Below are 15,602 nucleotides of genomic sequence, written 5' to 3'. Positions count from 1 at the left end.
GCCAGTATCGTTCGGGCCATGGCACTCAAAGAATCCCGCGACATCGTGATCGAAGCCAGTCCCGAGGAGATTCTGGACGTCATCGCCGATTTCGAATCGATGCCCGAATGGTCGGAACCGCACCAGAGCGCGGAGGTCCTCGAGACCGGCGACGACGGGCGGCCCCGCCAAGTGAAGATGAGGGTCAAGGTCGCCGGGATCACCGACGAACAAGTGGTCGCCTACACCTGGACCGACAACGCGGTGAGCTGGACGCTGGTCAGCTCCTCGCAGCAGAAGGCGCAGGACGGGAAGTACACCCTGATACCGCAGGGCGACAAGACTCTGGTGAAGTTCGAGCTGCTTGCGGACCCGAATGTGCCGCTGCCCGGCTTCGTGCTGAAGCGTGCCGTGAAGGGGACCATCGACTCCGCCACCAAGGCGCTGCGCGAGCGGGTGCTCGAGGTCAAGAAGGGCAAGTAGTCACCGTGAGCGGGGGCCCGCTGGCCGGGGTGAGAGTCATCGAACTCGGCGGCATCGGACCGGGGCCGCACGCGGGAATGCTGCTCGCCGATCTCGGCGCCGACGTGGTGCGGGTGCGCCGCCCCGGCATGGCGATCGCGAGCCCGGCGGAGCCGGGCGCAGCGGGTCGCCACCGAGCCGGCGGCCTCGAAATGCCGGCCGAGGACCGGGACTTGTTGCACCGCGGCAAGCGGATCGTCGACCTCGACGTCAAGGCGCAACCGCAGGCACTGCTGGAGCTCGCGGCCAAGGCCGACGTGCTGCTGGACTGTTTTCGCCCCGGCACGTGCGAGCGACTTGGCATCGGCCCCGGGGAATGCGCGGAGGTCAATCCACGCCTGATCTTCGCGCGGATCACCGGCTGGGGTCAGGACGGTCCCCTGGCGCGCACCGCCGGTCACGACATCAACTACCTGTCGCAGACCGGCGCGCTGTCGGCGCTCGGCTACGCCGACCGTCCGCCGATCCCGCCACTGAACCTGGTCGCCGACTTCGGCGGCGGCTCGATGCTGGCGCTGCTCGGCATTACGGCCGCGCTCTATGAACGGGAACGCTCGGGCGAGGGGCAGGTCGTCGACGCGGCGATGGTCGACGGGGTGAGCCTGCTGGCCCAGATGATGTGGACCATGAAGTCCACTGGCGCACTGCGTGACCGACGCCAATCGTTCCTGCTCGACGGTGGCGCCCCGTTCTACGGTTGCTACGAGACCGCCGACGGCCGATACATGGCCGTCGGCTCCATCGAGCCACAATTCTTCGCGGCGTTGCTCGACGGGCTCGGCCTGTCACCCGAGGACGTGCCCGGCCAGTTCGACAGGGATTCCTACCCGCAGATGCGCGACGTTTTCACGCAACGGTTCGCGAGCCGGACCCGTGACGAATGGGCGCGGACGTTCGCCGGCACCGATGCGTGTGTCACCCCGGTGCTGACGTGGACCGAAGCCGCGACCGACGACCACCTGCGGACGCGGTCCACCGTCATCACCGCCCACGGCGTCGACCAGGCCGCACCCGCCCCGCGCTTTTCGCGGACACCTGCCGGAGCCGTGGGTCCGCCGCCGGCGGCCACCACGCCGCTTGACGAAATCAACTGGTAGACCATCGATTACGTCGAAGCGATCCATGCCCGGTCCTGCGTTGCTAGATTTGATCTCAGTGGCCGTAAAAGCATCACGAGAGTTTGTCGTCAACGCGCCGCCAGAAGTGGTCATGGAGGCGCTGACAGATGTCGGCGTCCTCTCGTCGTGGTCACCGTTGCATAAACACATCGAAGTGATCGACCGTTATCCCGACGGCCGGCCCCACCACGTCAAGACCACCATCAAGATTCTGGGGCTCGTCGACAGGGAGATCCTCGAGTACCACTGGGGCCCGGACTGGGTCTGCTACGACGCCAAAGGAACCTCCCAGCAGCACGGTCAGCACGTCGAGTACAACCTCAAACCCGAAGGCGTCGGCCAGACTCGGGTGCGCTTCGACATCACCGTCGAACCGGGCCGGCCGATGCCCGCGTTCATCGTCCGGCGGGCGAGCGAAAGCGCCCTCGACGGCGCGGAAAAGGGATTGCGCGAAATGGTGATGCGCAGCAACCGTTCAGCCGAGCCGGAATAGTCGGCGTCCGCGGTTTTCGTCCTTCGCCGGCGGCGTCGCTGTTGTTAACTTATAAGCAGTGGCTGTACAAGCATCGTCGGAAATCGTGATCGATGCGCCTCCCGAGGTCATCATGGAGGCGCTCGCCGATATGGATGCGGTGCCGTCATGGTCGTCGGTGCACAAGCGGGTCGAGGTCGTCGACAAGCACCCCGACGGGCGACCGCACCACGTGAAGGTCACGATCGCGGTCACCGGCATCCACGACACGGAACTGCTCGAATACCACTGGGGCCCCGACTGGATGGTGTGGGACGCCCACAAGACCGCCCAACAACACGGCCAGCACGGGGAGTACAACCTGAGCCGACTGGCCGACGACAGGACCAGGGTGCGGTTCACCATCACCGTCGAACCGTGGGCCCCGCTACCGGAGTTCTGGGTTGCGCGGGCCCGCAAGAAAATCCTTCATGCCGCGCTGGAGGGATTGCGCAAGCGGGTGATGGGCCTCGAGGGCTTCGGTCCGGCTAGGTAGCGTCGCGCAGTGCGGCGAGCCGCTTGATCGCCTCATCGAGCGTGGCGTCGCGTTTACAGAAGGTGAAGCGCACCAAGTGATTCCACACGTCTGCCGGCCCGCGTGTGGTGTCCGGGTCGCAGAAGGCCGACATCGGGATGGCGGCGACCCCTACCTTTTCGGGTAGCGCGGCGCAGAACGCGGCGCTGTCGTCGTAGCCCAGGGGGCGCGGATCGGCGCACAAGAAGTACGTGCCCGCGCTGTCGTGTACCTCGAACCCGATGTCGATCAGCCCCGCGGCCAGCCGATCGCGCCGGGCCTGCAACGTGGCGCGCAGGTCGTCCACCCACGCGCCCTCTTTCTCCAACGCCAGAGCCACCGCCGGCTGGAATGGCGCGCCGCCGACATAGCTCAGATATTGTTTGGCCGCGCGCATTCCGGCGATGAGTTGCGCTGGGCCACAAGCCCATCCGATCTTCCAGCCGGTGCAGTTGAACATCTTGGCCGCGCTGGAGATGGTGATCGTCCGCTCGGCCATGCCGTCGAACCCGGCCAGCGGCACGTGTTGGCGGCCGTCAAACACAAGGTGTTCGTACACCTCGTCGGTGATCACCAACAGGTCGGCCGCGACGGCGATCTCGGCGATGGCGGCCAGTTCGGTCGCGCTGAGCACCGTGCCGGTCGGGTTGTGCGGGGAGTTGACGATCAGCGCGCGGGTCCGTGGCGTCACCGCCCGTCGCAGTGCGTCAGCGTCCAGGGCGAAGCCGCGGCCGTGGGGGACCAACGGCACGGCGACCCGCCGCGCGGAGGCCATCGCCACCACGGGTGAATAGGAGTCGTAGAACGGCTCGATGAGGACGACCTCCGAGCCGGGCTCGATCAGGCCGATCACCGCCGAGGCGATGGCCTCGGTCGCCCCGACCGTCACCAGCACCTCGGTGTCGGGGTCGTACTCGATGCCGTACTGGCGGTGGCGCTGGGCGGCGATCGCGTGTCGCAGCGGCGCGATGCCGATCCCGGGCGGGTATTGGTTGACACCGTCGGCGATGGCCTCCTGCGCGGCCTTGAGCATGGCCGGCGGCCCGTCTTCGTCGGGAAACCCCTGGCCGAGGTTCACCGCTCCGATCCGCGCGGCCAGCGCCGACATCTCGGCGAACACCGTGGTCGCGTACGGACGCAGTCGCGAGACCGTCATGGTCGTCGAGCTTAAGCGGAGCATGGGTCCGCGAATTCACGCCAGCGTGGCGCTCGCCCGCCGCAGCCGCGCTGGCGTGACGCTCGAGCGCGTGGCGTCTCACGCTCAAGAGGCCTGACCAGCGCCAACATGCCCAACCAACAGGTTGGACGGGCCCTGCTGTTAGGGTGGTGCGGGACCTAGTCTTGAAGACGGGATTCGAACCCTATTCGCGAACAAGGAAGTCGTCATGTCCGAAGAAGCTTTCATTTATGAGGCCATCCGCACACCGCGAGGCAAGCAGCGCAACGGCTCGCTCAACGAGGTGAAGCCGCTCAACCTGGTCGTCGGCCTGGTCGACGAGCTGCGCCGGCGCTACCCCGACCTGGACGAGAACCTGATCAGCGACATGATCCTGGGCGTCGTGTCCCCGGTCGGTGACCAGGGCGGCGATATCGCACGCACCGCGGTGCTGGCCGCCGGGCTACCCGAGACCACCGGCGGCGTGCAGCTCAACCGGTTCTGCGCCTCCGGCCTGGAAGCCGTCAACACCGCCGCCCAGAAGGTGCGTTCCGGCTGGGACGACCTGGTGCTGGCCGGCGGCGTCGAGTCCATGAGCCGCGTGCCGATGGGCTCCGACGGCGGCGCGTGGGCGACCGACCCCGAGACCAACTACCAAATCGGTTTCGTGCCGCAGGGCATCGGTGCCGACCTGATCGCCACCATCGAGGGCTTCTCCCGCGAGGACGTCGACCGCTACGCCCTGCGCTCGCAGGAGAAGGCGGCCGCGGCGTGGTCCGGCGGCTACTTCGCCAAGTCGGTCGTGCCGGTGCGCGACCAGAATGGTCTGGTCATCCTCGACCACGACGAGCACATGCGGCCCGACACCACCCTCGAGGGCCTGGGCAAGCTGAAGACCGCGTTCGACGGTATCGGCGAGATGGGCGGCTTCGACGACGTGGCGCTGACCAAATACCACTGGGTCGAAAAGATCAACCACGTCCACACCGGCGGCAACAGCTCCGGCATCGTCGACGGTGCCGCGCTGGTGCTGGTCGGTTCGGAGGCCGCCGGCAAGTCGCAGGGGCTGACCCCGCGGGCCCGCATCGTCGCCACCGCGACCAGCGGCGCGGACCCGGTCATCATGCTGACCGGCCCGACGCCCGCCACGCAGAAGGTCCTCGACCGCGCCGGCCTGACCGTCGACGACATCGACCTGTTCGAGCTCAACGAGGCATTCGCGTCGGTGGTGCTGAAGTTCCAAAAGGACCTCAACATTCCCGACGAGAAGCTCAACGTCAACGGCGGCGCCATCGCGATGGGCCACCCGCTGGGCGCCACCGGCGCCATGATCACCGGCACCATGGTCGACGAGCTCGAGCGCCGCAACGCGCGTCGCGCCCTGGTCACACTGTGCATCGGCGGCGGCATGGGTGTCGCCACCATCATCGAGAGGGTTTAAGACCATGGCAGAGAACACGATTCAGTGGGATAAGGACGCCGACGGCATCGTCACGCTGACGCTGGACGACCCCACCGGGTCGGCCAACGTGATGAATGAGCACTACAGCGAGTCCATGCACAACGCCGTCGAACGCCTTGCCGCCGAGAAGGATTCGATCACCGGCGTCGTGATCACCAGCGCGAAGAAGACCTTCTTCGCCGGCGGTGACCTCAAGGGCATGATCAACCTCGGCCCCGAGAACGCCGGCGAGGCGTTCGACACCGTCGAGTCGGTCAAGCGCGACCTGCGTGCGCTGGAGACCCTGGGCAAGCCGGTGGTGGCCGCCATCAACGGCGCCGCGCTGGGCGGCGGCCTGGAGATCGCGCTGGCCTGTCACCACCGGATCGCCGCCGACGTCAAGGGATTGGTCGTGGGTCTGCCCGAGGTGACGCTGGGCCTGCTGCCGGGCGGTGGCGGGGTGACCCGCACCGTGCGGATGTTCGGTATCCAGAAGGCATTCATGGAGGTGCTGTCGCAGGGCACTCGCTTCAAGCCGGGCAAGGCCAAGGAGATCGGACTGGTCGACGAGCTCGTCGGGTCCGTCGAGGAATTGGTGCCTGCCGCCAAGGCATGGATCAAGGCCAACCCCGACTCGCATGAACAGCCTTGGGACAAAAAGGGTTACAAGATGCCCGGCGGCACCCCATCCAGTCCCGCGCTGGCGGCAAACCTGCCGGCGTTCCCGGCGCTGCTGAAGAAGCAACTCAAGGGCGCCCCGATGCCCGCGCCGCGGGCCATCCTGGACGCGGTTGTCGAGGGCGCGCAGGTGGACTTCGACACGGCCAGCCGCATCGAAAGCCGTTACTTCACCCAGTTGGTCACGGGCCAGGTCGCCAAGAACATGATCCAGGCGTTCTTCCTTGACCTGCAGCACATCAACGGCGGTGGTTCGCGCCCCGACGGCATCGAGCCGGTCAAGATCAACAAGATCGGCGTGCTGGGCGCGGGCATGATGGGCGCCGGCATCGCCTACGTGTCGGCCAAGGCCGGCTTCGACGTGGTGCTCAAGGACGTCAGTGCCGAGGCCGCCCAGAAGGGTAAGGGCTACTCGGAAAAGCTTGAGGCCAAAGCACTTCAGCGTGGGAAGACCACCGAGGAGAAGAGCAAGGCGCTGCTGGACCGCATCACCCCGACGGCCGACCCGGCCGACCTGGCGGGCGTCGACTTCGTCATCGAGGCCGTGTTCGAGAACCAGGAACTCAAGCACAAGGTCTTCCAGGAGATCGAGGACGTCGTCGAGCCCAACGCGCTGCTCGGGTCGAACACCTCCACACTGCCGATCACCGGTCTGGCGACCGGCGTCAAGCGCCAAGAGGACTTCATCGGGATCCACTTCTTCTCGCCGGTCGACAAGATGCCGCTGGTGGAAATCATCAAGGGCGAGAAGACTTCTGACGAGGCCTTGGCCCGGGTGTTCGACTACACGCTGGCGATCGGCAAGACGCCGATCGTGGTCAACGACAGCCGCGGGTTCTTCACCAGCCGCGTGATCGGCACGTTCGTGAACGAGGCGCTGGCGATGCTCGGCGAGGGCGTGGCCCCCGCCAGCGTGGAGCACGCCGGTTCGCAGGCCGGCTACCCGGCACCGCCGCTGCAGCTGTCCGATGAACTGAACCTGGAGCTGATGCACAAGATCGCCACCGCCACCCGCAAGGGCGTCGAGGACGCGGGCGGCACGTACGAGCCGCATCCGGCGGAGGCGGTCGTCGAGAAGATGATCGAGATCGGTCGGCCCAGCCGTTTGAAGGGCGCCGGCTTCTACGAGTACGTGGACGGCAAGCGCACCCGCCTGTGGCCGGGCCTGAGCGAGACGTTCAACTCGGGCAGCGCGGATATTCCGTTGCAGGACATGATCGATCGCATGCTGTTCGCCGAGGCGCTCGAGACGCAGAAGTGCCTGGACGAGGGCGTGCTGACCTCGACGGCCGACGCCAACATCGGGTCGATTATGGGCATCGGCTTCCCGCCGTACACCGGTGGTAGCGCGCAGTTCATCGTCGGCTACTCCGGTGCCGCCGGCACGGGCAAGGAAGCCTTCGTGGCCCGCGCCAAGGAGCTGGCCGCCCGCTACGGCGACCGATTCCTGCCGCCCGCGTCACTGAGCTGACGTAAGGTTCCGCGACCAGACGCAGAATCGCACGCGATGGGTTCCCACAGTGCGATTCTGCGTCTGCTCGCGCGTTAACGGCGCTTTTGGAACAGGTAGTAGCGAGCCGGGGTTTTCTCGGCGCGGTCCAGCTCGCGTTCCGCACCCGCCGACAGCAATGTCCAGTTGGGAGTGAAGCGCCGTTCCATCTCGTCGTGATCAACGCCGCGCACCCCGACCCGGCCTCCGGGCACGAACGCGACGATCAACAGCCGGGCATCGGGGGCCGCCACGGCGCTGATCTCCCGGGCGTAGGCGTCGCGATCCGCATCGCTCATGTTGTGCAGGCACCCGTTGTCGAGGATCAACTCGAAATTCGCGCCGACTCCCGCCCGGCTCAACTATGTGACGTCGGCCTGGACGAAGTCGACCGCCGCGCCGGCCGCGCCGGCCTTGGCCCGCGCCCGCTCGAGAGGCTTGGCGACGAAGTCGACCGCGGTGACATTCCAGCCGTGTTGGGCGAGGTAGATCGAACAGTCGCCGGTCCCGCATCCCAGTTCGAGGGCGGACCCGGCGGGAAGCGCGGCGGCATCGCCGGTTCCCTCGACGAGGTCCCGAACGCTTTGGGCGAGCGGATGACCGTCCCACGGGGTGAAGCCGAGGCGGTAAAAGATCCGAAACAGCGTCTGTTTGGAAGCCATGGCTCACCCTAAGGCCCGCCGCGGGTCATCTCCTATCGGGTGGCCGCGGCGATTCGGCGCCATTCCTCGCGCGGGAAGGCTCGTGGATCGGCCCGCAACACCTGGACGCAGACATGATCAGCGCCGGCGGAACGATGCTCGGCGACCCTGCGCATGATCGCGTCTTCGTCACCCCAGGCGATGATCGCGTTGAAGAGCCGATCGCTCACCTGCGTCACATCATCTTGGGAAAATCCGCTGCGCAGCAGGTTGTTCGCGTAGTTGGGCAACGCCAAATACGACCGCAGCCAGTCGGTTCCGATCTCACGCGCCTCGTCGGCGCTGTCGGTCAGGATCACCGTCTGCTCCGGCAACAGCAGGGGACCCTGGCCCAAAGCCGCACGCGCAGAAGCGGTGTGGTCGGGAGTGACCAGGTAGGGGTGGGCGCCGGCGGCGCGGCTCGCGGACAGCGCCAGCATCTTCGGGCCGAGTGCGGCCAGAACCCGCCGCTCGGTGGGAACCGGCCGTGGTGCGGCATCCAATCCGTCCAGGAATGTGGCCGTGGCAGCCAGCGGCTTGCGGTAGCGCCCGGGCTGGCCGGCGTCGATCAGCGGCGCGTGGCTGACGCCGATTCCCAGCAGGAAGCGGTCCCCGTGCTCGGCGGTCAGCGTCGAAAAGGATTCGGCGACATCGCCGGGCGCATGCATCCACAGATTCAGGATGCCGGTGGCGATCACGGTCCGGTTCGTCGCGGCGAGCAGATGGCCCACCGAGTCGAACACCGGCCCGCCGACGTCGGGTATCCACAGCGCGGGGAAGCCGAGTTCATCGAGTTCGGCTGCCGCGTCGGCGGATTCGGCCGGGTCGCCGTAGCGCAGTTGACTGCTCCAGATCCCAACGCCGGTCAGTTCCATCTGAGGCCTTCCCTTCGTGCGTGCGCGCGCCGCGGCCGCTGAGGTCCGCGGCCTACTGGACATGCTGTCAGACGTCGCTCCCGGCGTAGTCGGGGACCGGCATCGAGTCGTGCATGCGGACACCCTTGGTGTTCAGCTTGGCCAGCGACCGGGACAGCCACCCCGGCATCGCCGAGATCAGTTGGGCTCCATGGGTTAACGCCCAGACCCCAGCGCGGGAATCGGGGATGATGCCCTTGGCCGCGCCGCGGGCGAAAGACCGGCTGCGGTGCACCGGTTCGCGCATCTGCAGTTCGTAGGCCGCGAAGGCGCGCAGGTGGTCGCCGTCGGCCCGGGCGAGCTCTCCGGCCAGCACGTAGGCGCCGAGGACCGCGAGGCTGGTGCTGCCGCCCACCGCCGGTCCCGGGCAATATCCGGCGTCGCCGACCAGGGTGACGTGCCGACGCGACCACCTGTCGGTGCGCAGCTGGGTGATGGAGTCGAAGTAGAAGGTGGGCGTGCGTTCGGTGTGGGCCAGCCAGCCGTCCACCTGGTCATGCATCCCGGTGAACGCGTCGCGCAGTAAATCCTTCTGCCGCAACACATCGCGATGGTCGTAGTCGAGTTCGTCCCGGTGGCGAAAGAGAAACACCACCCGCGCGTCGTCCAGGTGGTCCGCGGTGTAGATGCCGGCGAAGCGGCCGACGCCGACGTGGCCGACCATCGCCCCGGGCTCGACCAGCGTCTTGGGCGCCGACAACACCGACAGGTATCCCCCGAGGAAGCGGGTCAGACCGGCCTCGTCACCGAAGGTCAGGCGTCGGACGTTGGAATGCAGGCCGTCGGCGCCGACGACGACGTCGAAGGTGCGTGCCGGCGAGCGCTCGAATGTCACGGTGCCGTCGTGCTCGATCGCGGTGATCGAGTCGCCGAACACGTACTCGACGGCGTCGCGGGCGGCGTCGTAATAAATCTCGCTGAGGTCGTCGCGCATGATCTCCACGTGCCGGTCGGAGCTGGCGGCGTAGATCTTGGTGAGGTCGACGTCGACGGCCCGCGGCCGGCCTTCCCGATACAGCGTCAGCCGGTTCGTCCCGGTGGCCAGAGCCTCGATGCGCGGCAGGACGCCCATCTTCGCCGAGATCTCCATCGCGGGACGGAACAAGTCGACGGCGTGGCCACCCGTTTTGCGCAGCGTCGGTGCGCGGTCGACGACGGTGACGTCGAAGCCGTACCGCGACAGCCAGTACGCCAGTACCGGGCCGGCGACGCTGGCGCCGGAAATGAGTATCCGCATGATCCACCTCCCGCACTTACTTAACGTTCGGTAAGCATAGCATCGCGCTTACCAATCGGTAAGTCAGATAAACTCGGAGGGTGAGCAGGCCCCGGTCAGACACGCGCGAGCGGATTCAAGAGGCCGCCCGCGAGCTGTTTTTGCAGCGGGGTGTTCAGCGCACCAGCCTGCAGGACATCGCCAACCAGCTGGGCATCACCAAACCCGCGCTGTACTACCACTTTCCATCGCGCGAGGACCTGGTGCGAAGCATCCTGGTGCCGCTTATCGACGAAGGTGAGCGGTTCGTCGCGGACCACGAGAATCGCGGCGCCGTCGATGTTCGCGAGTTGTTGGAAGGCTATTTCGATTTCCACTACCGGCACCGCCGGGATCTGGTGCTGTTGCTGACCGAGCTGTCGACGCTGATCGACCTGGACCTCATCGACACCGTGCTCGCGTGGCGCGAGCGGTTGTCCAGGCTGGTGTTCGGCGAGGCGCCGACGCTCGCGCAGTCCACCCGGGCGGTCGTCGCGTTCGGCGGTTTGCAGGACTGCTGCGTGCAGTTCGTCGACGCGCCGCAGGAGGAGCTGCGCGAGAAAACGGTCGCGGCCGCGCTCGATGCACTGAATGGCTGAATTCTGGCCGGGCTACAGTCCGTTGGTATGCGCTTCGGTCTCTTCATTCCGCAAGGCTGGCGAATGGATCTCGTCGGCATCGAACCCGAGAAGCACTGGGCGGTGATGCGCGAGCTGGCCGACCACGCCGACCGGGGCGGGTGGGACTCGCTGTGGGTCTATGACCATTTCCACACCGTCCCGGTGCCCACCGGGGAAGCCACCCACGAAGCGTGGTCGCTGATGTCCGCGTACGCGGCCACCACGTCGCGCATCAAGCTCGGCCAGATGTGCACGGCGATGAGCTACCGCAACCCGGTCTACCTCGCCAAGGTGGCCGCCACGGCCGACATCATTTCCGGTGGCCGGATTCAGATGGGGATCGGCGGCGGCTGGTACGAACATGAATGGCGCGCTTACGGTTACGGATTCCCGGCGGCGGGCGTGCGGCTGGGTCGGCTGGACGAAGGTGTCCAGATCATGCGCGACGCCTGGCGCGACGGCAGGGTCAGCTTCGACGGCAAGCACTATCAGGTGGACGGCGCGATCGTCGCTCCTAAGCCACTGCAGGACAACGGAATTCCGCTGTGGATCGCGGGCGGCGGCGAGAAGGTGACCTTGCGCATTGCCGCCCGATACGCGCAGTACACCAACTTCACGCCCGAGCCGGACGCGTTCGCCCACAAGTCGCAGGTGCTGGCTGGGCACTGCCGTGACGTGGGCACCGACTTCGACGCCATCGTGCGTTCGGTGAACGTCAACGCTGTCGTCGGGCCGTCGGAGGCCGATGTCAAAGGCCGGCTGCAACGCGTCCGCGACCGCATGGTCGGTTACGTCGGCGAGGCTGCCGCGGATGCGATGATCGCCGGCACCAGCGGGCCGGACTCGGCAACCGGCACGCCCGAACAGGTCGTCGAGCGTTTGACGAAGCTCCGCGACCTCGGATGTGACTACGTCATTTGCTATTTCCCCGAGGCCGCCTACGACCGCTCCAGCATCGAGCTGTTCGAACGAGAGGTCGTGCCGGCGCTGAGCTAACCCGTCACACGTCGCTGGTGAGGTATCTGGTCTTGGCCGGGGGCGCGGCGAGCAGCGGGGGAAGCTGCGTCAGCTTGCCCTCGCCGGCGCGAAACGCGCGGTAGGCCTCGTCGTTCTCGACGGTCTCCCAGATCTCGTAGATGAGCCAGTGCGCTTCGTCGTCCTCGTCGACGAGCACGTCGGTGCGGACGTTGCCCTCGAACGCCCGAGTGTCCTGCAGCGCCCGGCCCATCAGCTCGCGCCCCGCGGCGACTTCTTCGGGCTTGAACCTGAGCTCGAGTATCACGGTGACCGTCATGGCGCCAACATATCTCCCCCGCGCGGGGCGGGTGTGCTCAGCCATTGAGCGATGAGGAGAATGTGGTTTCCACTTTTCGGAAAGCTGTTATACGGTTCAGTGAGTTCTGTTGGCGGATTGTCGACGATCCTGGAGGACCCCTCGATGCAGAAGGCACTAGCCCCCGAGATCTCTACCTGGCCGGATGAGAGCCCACAGCTGATCGGCAGCCGATGCGGCAGCTGTGAGGCCACCACCTTTCCGGTGCAGCAGTGGTGCCCGCGGTGCAGCGGCGGCGAGATGTCCGACGTGTTGTTGCCCCGCCGCGGGACGCTGGTGGCGTGGACGACGCAGGGCTTTCCGCCTGGGGCCCCCTACGCGGGCCCGGCCGGCAAGGACTTCGTGCCGTTCGGAGTGGGTCTGGTCCAGCTCGGTGACGTCATCCGTGTCGAAGGGCGGTTGACCGAGAACGATCCGGCCAGGCTGCAGTTCGGCCAGGAGGTCGAACTCACCATGGTGCCCCTCAACACCGACGACGAGGGCGCCGAAATCATCACGTTCGCGTTCCAGCCGGTCTGAGTGAGGATTTGAGATGACCAACGACGTCGCCATCATCGGCGTAGGCCTCCACCCGTTCGGCAGGTTCGAGAAGACCGCGATGCAGATGGGCGCCGAGGCCGTCCAGCTGGCGCTCAAAGATGCCGGAGTGGACTGGAAAGACATCCAATTCGGGTTCGGCGGCAGCTATGAGGTCTCCAACCCCGACGCCGTGACCCGCCTGGTCGGGCTCACCGGCATCACGTTCACCAACGTGTTCAACGCCTGCGCCACCGCGGCCAGCGCCATCCAGCAGACCGCCGACACCATCCGGCTGGGCAAGTACGACATCGGCATCGCCATCGGCCTCGACAAGCACCCGCGCGGTGCGTTCACCGACGATCCCGCCAAGCTCGCGCTTCCGCAGTGGTACGCCAACAACGGGCAGTTCGTCACGACCAAGTTCTTCGGCATGAAGGCCAACAAGTACATCCACGACCACAACATCTCCCAGGAGACGCTGGCGCGGGTGGCCAACAAGAACTTCCGCAATGGTGCGCTGAACCCGAATGCGTTCCGGCGCAAGGAGATTTCCGTCGAGGAGATCCTCAAATCGCCCGCGCTGAACTACCCGTTGACGCAGTACATGTTCTGCGCGCCCGACGAGGGGGCGGCCGCGGTCATCATGTGCCGCGCCGACATGGCCGAAAAATTCACCGACAAGCCAGTCTATGTGCGCGCCTGCGAGATTCGGACGCGCCGGTTCGGCGCCTACGAGGTGCACGCCACGTCGGCCCCCTTGGACGAGGACGCGTCACCGACGGTGTACGCGGCCAAGGCCGCCTACGAGGCGGCCGGCATCGGACCCGAGGACGTCGACGTCGCGCAGCTGCAGGACACCGACGCCGGCGCCGAGGTGATCCACATGGCCGAGACCGGCCTGTGCGCGGACGGCGAACAGGAGAAACTGCTGGCCGACGGCGCCACCGAGATCCACGGCTCGATACCGGTCAACACCGACGGTGGCCTGATCGCCAACGGCGAGCCGATCGGCGCATCGGGGCTGCGGCAGATGCACGAACTGGTGCGGCAGTTGCGCGGCGAGGCCGGAGAGCGCCAGGTGCCCGGGGATCCGCGCGTCGGCCTGGCCCAGGTGTACGGCGCGCCCGGCACCGCATCGGCGACCATCCTGTCTCGGTAGCGACAACAGACGCAAGAGCCCCCGAAACAACGGAGTTTCGGGGGCTCTTGCGTCTGCTCGTGCTAGATGGCCGGACCCAGGAGGTCGTCGGCGTCGCGGATGATGTAGCCATAACCCTGCTCGGCCAGGAAGCGCTGCCGGTGCGCGGCGTATTCGGCGTCCAGGCTGTCGCGCGCCACCACGGAATAGAAGATGGCGCCGCCGCCGTCGGCCTTGGGCCGAAGCAGCCGGCCCAGCCGCTGCGCCTCTTCTTGGCGTGAGCCGAAGGTTCCCGAAACCTGCACGGCCACCGCGGCTTCCGGCAAGTCGATGGAAAAGTTGGCGACCTTGGACACCACCAACGTGTTCACCTCGCCGCGGCGGAATCCGTCGAACAGCTCCTCGCGTTCCTTGGTCCGCGTGGAGCCCTGGATCACCGGGGCGTCCAGTTCGGCGCCCAGCTCGTCGAGTTGATCGAGGTACGCGCCGATCACCAGCGTCTGCTCACCCGGATGCTTCGCCAGAATCGATTTGACCACAGCGATTTTGGTATGCACCGTCGAGCACAGCTTGTAACGCTCTTCGGGCTCGGCGGTGGCGTACATCATCCGCTCGTTGTCGGTCATCGTGACCCGCACCTCGACGCACTCCGCCGGGGCGATCCACCCCTGCGCCTCGATGTCCTTCCACGGCGCGTCATAGCGTTTCGGGCCGATCAGGGAGAACACGTCGCCCTCGCGGCCGTCCTCACGAACGAGCGTGGCGGTCAGCCCGAGACGCCGCTTGGACTGCAGGTCGGCGGTCATCCGAAACACGGGTGCCGGCAACAGGTGGACCTCGTCGTAAATGATCAGCCCCCAGTCCCGGCTGTCGAAGAGCTCGAGGTGGCGGTACTCACCTTTGGTGCGACGAGTGATCATCTGGTACGTCGAAATGGTGACGGGCCGAATTTCCTTGCGCTCACCGGAGTACTCGCCGATCTCCTCCTCGGTGAGCGAGGTGCGGGCGATCAGCTCGCGCTTCCACTGCCGCGCCGCGACGATGTTGGTGACCAAAATCAGCGTTGTCGCACCGGCTTTCGCCATCGCGGCCGCTCCCACCAGTGTCTTGCCGGCCCCGCAGGGCAGCACCACCACGCCGGAGCCGCCAGCCCAGAACGAGTCGGTGGCCATCTGCTGATAGTCGCGCAGGTGCCAGCCGTCCTGGGCCAGGCTGATCGGATGCGCCTCTCCGTCGACGTAGCCCGCGAGATCCTCTGCAGGCCAACCGATCTTGAGCAGCATCTGCTTGACGCGGCCGCGCTCGCTGGGATGGACGATGACGGTGTCGTCGTCGATCCGGGCGCCGAGCATCGGCGCGATCTTCTTGTTGCGCAGCACCTCCTCGAGCACCGCGCGGTCCAGGCTCACCAGCGTCAGGCCGTGCGCCGGGTTCTTCACCAGCTGCAAGCGGCCGTAGCGGGCCATGGTGTCGACGATGTCGACCAGCAGCGGCTGCGGCACCGCGTAGCGGGAGAAGGACACTAGCGCGTCGACGACCTGTTCGGCGTCGTGGCCGGCGGCGCGCGCGTTCCACAGCGCCAGCGGCGTGATGCGGTAGGTGTGCACGTGCTCGGGTGCGCGTTCCAGCTCGGCGAACGGCGCGATGGCGGCCCGGGCCGCGCCGGCCTGCTCGTGGTCCACTTCGAGCAACACCGTCTTGTCGGACTGCACGATCAACGGTCCGTCAGACATGG

At 66.9% G+C, this 15,602-nt stretch carries 15 protein-coding genes and 1 pseudogene; 10 read left to right on the top strand and 6 right to left on the bottom strand.

Going from position 1 to position 15,602, the window contains the following annotated elements; genetic code table 11:
* Positions 1 to 18 precede the first annotated feature (18 nt).
* From ACZ50Z_RS16220 to ACZ50Z_RS16205, 4 genes are read left to right on the top strand one after another with little or no spacing between them, the layout of a single operon-like run.
* Positions 19 to 462: an SRPBCC family protein gene (locus ACZ50Z_RS16220; protein WP_464484468.1), complete on the top strand. Its 444-nt coding sequence runs from the start codon at positions 19 to 21 to the stop codon at positions 460 to 462.
* Between the two features lie 5 nt (positions 463 to 467).
* Complete coding sequence (locus tag ACZ50Z_RS16215; protein WP_464484467.1) at positions 468 to 1,598, top strand: CaiB/BaiF CoA transferase family protein; 1,131 nt, start codon at positions 468 to 470, stop codon at positions 1,596 to 1,598.
* Between the two features lie 58 nt (positions 1,599 to 1,656).
* On the top strand, positions 1,657 to 2,112 hold the full coding sequence (locus ACZ50Z_RS16210; protein ID WP_464484466.1) for an SRPBCC family protein: 456 nt from the start codon (positions 1,657 to 1,659) through the stop codon (positions 2,110 to 2,112).
* A 58-nt stretch (positions 2,113 to 2,170) separates the two neighbouring features.
* Positions 2,171 to 2,626, top strand: a complete 456-nt coding sequence (locus ACZ50Z_RS16205; RefSeq protein WP_464484465.1) for an SRPBCC family protein — start codon at positions 2,171 to 2,173, stop codon at positions 2,624 to 2,626.
* On the opposite strand, the gene ACZ50Z_RS16200 is transcribed toward ACZ50Z_RS16205, so the two are convergent.
* Positions 2,619 to 3,800 carry a pyridoxal phosphate-dependent aminotransferase gene (locus ACZ50Z_RS16200; RefSeq protein WP_464484464.1) on the bottom strand — a complete coding sequence of 394 codons (1,182 nt, stop codon included), beginning with the start codon at positions 3,798 to 3,800 and terminating at the stop codon, positions 2,619 to 2,621. The genes ACZ50Z_RS16205 and ACZ50Z_RS16200 overlap by 8 nt on opposite strands.
* A 229-nt stretch (positions 3,801 to 4,029) precedes the next feature.
* Between ACZ50Z_RS16200 and ACZ50Z_RS16195 the strand changes: the two genes are divergently transcribed.
* Both ACZ50Z_RS16195 and ACZ50Z_RS16190 read left to right on the top strand, forming a co-directional pair.
* The gene (locus ACZ50Z_RS16195; RefSeq protein ID WP_464484463.1) at positions 4,030 to 5,241 is read left to right on the top strand and encodes an acetyl-CoA C-acetyltransferase; all 1,212 of its coding nucleotides are present in this window, start codon (positions 4,030 to 4,032) and stop codon (positions 5,239 to 5,241) included.
* Between the two features lie 4 nt (positions 5,242 to 5,245).
* Positions 5,246 to 7,390 (top strand): 3-hydroxyacyl-CoA dehydrogenase NAD-binding domain-containing protein, encoded by a 2,145-nt coding sequence (locus tag ACZ50Z_RS16190; RefSeq protein ID WP_464484462.1) that lies wholly within the window; start codon positions 5,246 to 5,248, stop codon positions 7,388 to 7,390.
* A gap of 74 nt (positions 7,391 to 7,464) precedes the next feature.
* Here ACZ50Z_RS16190 and ACZ50Z_RS16185 read toward each other — a convergent pair.
* The 3 genes and pseudogenes from ACZ50Z_RS16185 to ACZ50Z_RS16175 all read right to left on the bottom strand — a co-directional run bounded on the left by ACZ50Z_RS16185 (position 7,465) and on the right by ACZ50Z_RS16175 (position 10,239).
* Positions 7,465 to 8,070 (bottom strand): annotated as a pseudogene (locus ACZ50Z_RS16185) (class I SAM-dependent methyltransferase).
* Between the two features lie 32 nt (positions 8,071 to 8,102).
* Positions 8,103 to 8,963 (bottom strand): LLM class F420-dependent oxidoreductase, encoded by an 861-nt coding sequence (locus ACZ50Z_RS16180; RefSeq protein WP_464484461.1) that lies wholly within the window; start codon positions 8,961 to 8,963, stop codon positions 8,103 to 8,105.
* Positions 8,964 to 9,030: 67 nt separating this feature from the next.
* A complete protein-coding gene (locus ACZ50Z_RS16175; protein WP_464484460.1) occupies positions 9,031 to 10,239 on the bottom strand; it encodes an FAD-dependent monooxygenase in 1,209 nt (402 codons plus the stop codon).
* Positions 10,240 to 10,319: 80 nt separating this feature from the next.
* On the opposite strand from ACZ50Z_RS16175, the gene ACZ50Z_RS16170 reads away from it, so the two are divergent.
* Positions 10,320 to 10,856, top strand: a complete 537-nt coding sequence (locus ACZ50Z_RS16170) for a TetR/AcrR family transcriptional regulator (RefSeq protein ID WP_464484459.1) — start codon at positions 10,320 to 10,322, stop codon at positions 10,854 to 10,856.
* Positions 10,857 to 10,883: 27 nt separating this feature from the next.
* Positions 10,884 to 11,873 carry an LLM class F420-dependent oxidoreductase gene (locus tag ACZ50Z_RS16165; RefSeq protein ID WP_464484458.1) on the top strand — a complete coding sequence of 330 codons (990 nt, stop codon included), beginning with the start codon at positions 10,884 to 10,886 and terminating at the stop codon, positions 11,871 to 11,873.
* A 4-nt stretch (positions 11,874 to 11,877) separates the two neighbouring features.
* Here the strand turns inward: ACZ50Z_RS16165 and ACZ50Z_RS16160 are convergent, their stop codons facing one another.
* Positions 11,878 to 12,171 (bottom strand): putative quinol monooxygenase, encoded by a 294-nt coding sequence (locus tag ACZ50Z_RS16160; protein ID WP_464484457.1) that lies wholly within the window; start codon positions 12,169 to 12,171, stop codon positions 11,878 to 11,880.
* 144 nt (positions 12,172 to 12,315) lie between these two features.
* On the opposite strand from ACZ50Z_RS16160, the gene ACZ50Z_RS16155 reads away from it, so the two are divergent.
* A complete protein-coding gene (locus ACZ50Z_RS16155; RefSeq protein ID WP_464486268.1) occupies positions 12,316 to 12,729 on the top strand; it encodes a Zn-ribbon domain-containing OB-fold protein in 414 nt (137 codons plus the stop codon).
* 13 nt (positions 12,730 to 12,742) lie between these two features.
* Complete coding sequence (locus ACZ50Z_RS16150) at positions 12,743 to 13,888, top strand: thiolase family protein (RefSeq protein ID WP_464484456.1); 1,146 nt, start codon at positions 12,743 to 12,745, stop codon at positions 13,886 to 13,888.
* Positions 13,889 to 13,950: 62 nt separating this feature from the next.
* Here ACZ50Z_RS16150 and ACZ50Z_RS16145 read toward each other — a convergent pair whose 3' ends face one another.
* Positions 13,951 to 15,600: a DNA repair helicase XPB gene (locus ACZ50Z_RS16145; RefSeq protein ID WP_464484455.1), complete on the bottom strand. Its 1,650-nt coding sequence runs from the start codon at positions 15,598 to 15,600 to the stop codon at positions 13,951 to 13,953.
* Positions 15,601 to 15,602 lie beyond the last annotated feature (2 nt).

The organism is Mycobacterium sp. NTMscope_MAC_269 (genome assembly GCF_976985695.1).
This window is presented reverse-complemented; position numbering and strand designations above follow the sequence as displayed.

Excerpts from the sequence above, each read along its gene's own strand:
- ACZ50Z_RS16195 (WP_464484463.1), top strand. The coding sequence starts at position 4,030 with ATGTCCGAAGAAGCTTTCATTTATGAGGCCATCCGCACACCGCGAGGC.
- ACZ50Z_RS16180 (WP_464484461.1), bottom strand. The coding sequence starts at position 8,963 with ATGGAACTGACCGGCGTTGGGATCTGGAGCAGTCAACTGCGCTACGGC.
- ACZ50Z_RS16175 (WP_464484460.1), bottom strand. The coding sequence starts at position 10,239 with ATGCGGATACTCATTTCCGGCGCCAGCGTCGCCGGCCCGGTACTGGCG.
- ACZ50Z_RS16190 (WP_464484462.1), top strand. The coding sequence starts at position 5,246 with ATGGCAGAGAACACGATTCAGTGGGATAAGGACGCCGACGGCATCGTC.
- ACZ50Z_RS16155 (WP_464486268.1), top strand. The coding sequence starts at position 12,316 with ATGCAGAAGGCACTAGCCCCCGAGATCTCTACCTGGCCGGATGAGAGC.
- ACZ50Z_RS16150 (WP_464484456.1), top strand. The coding sequence starts at position 12,743 with ATGACCAACGACGTCGCCATCATCGGCGTAGGCCTCCACCCGTTCGGC.
- ACZ50Z_RS16220 (WP_464484468.1), top strand. The coding sequence starts at position 19 with ATGGCACTCAAAGAATCCCGCGACATCGTGATCGAAGCCAGTCCCGAG.
- ACZ50Z_RS16145 (WP_464484455.1), bottom strand. The coding sequence starts at position 15,600 with ATGTCTGACGGACCGTTGATCGTGCAGTCCGACAAGACGGTGTTGCTC.
- ACZ50Z_RS16200 (WP_464484464.1), bottom strand. The coding sequence starts at position 3,800 with ATGACGGTCTCGCGACTGCGTCCGTACGCGACCACGGTGTTCGCCGAG.
- ACZ50Z_RS16160 (WP_464484457.1), bottom strand. The coding sequence starts at position 12,171 with ATGACGGTCACCGTGATACTCGAGCTCAGGTTCAAGCCCGAAGAAGTC.
- ACZ50Z_RS16165 (WP_464484458.1), top strand. The coding sequence starts at position 10,884 with ATGCGCTTCGGTCTCTTCATTCCGCAAGGCTGGCGAATGGATCTCGTC.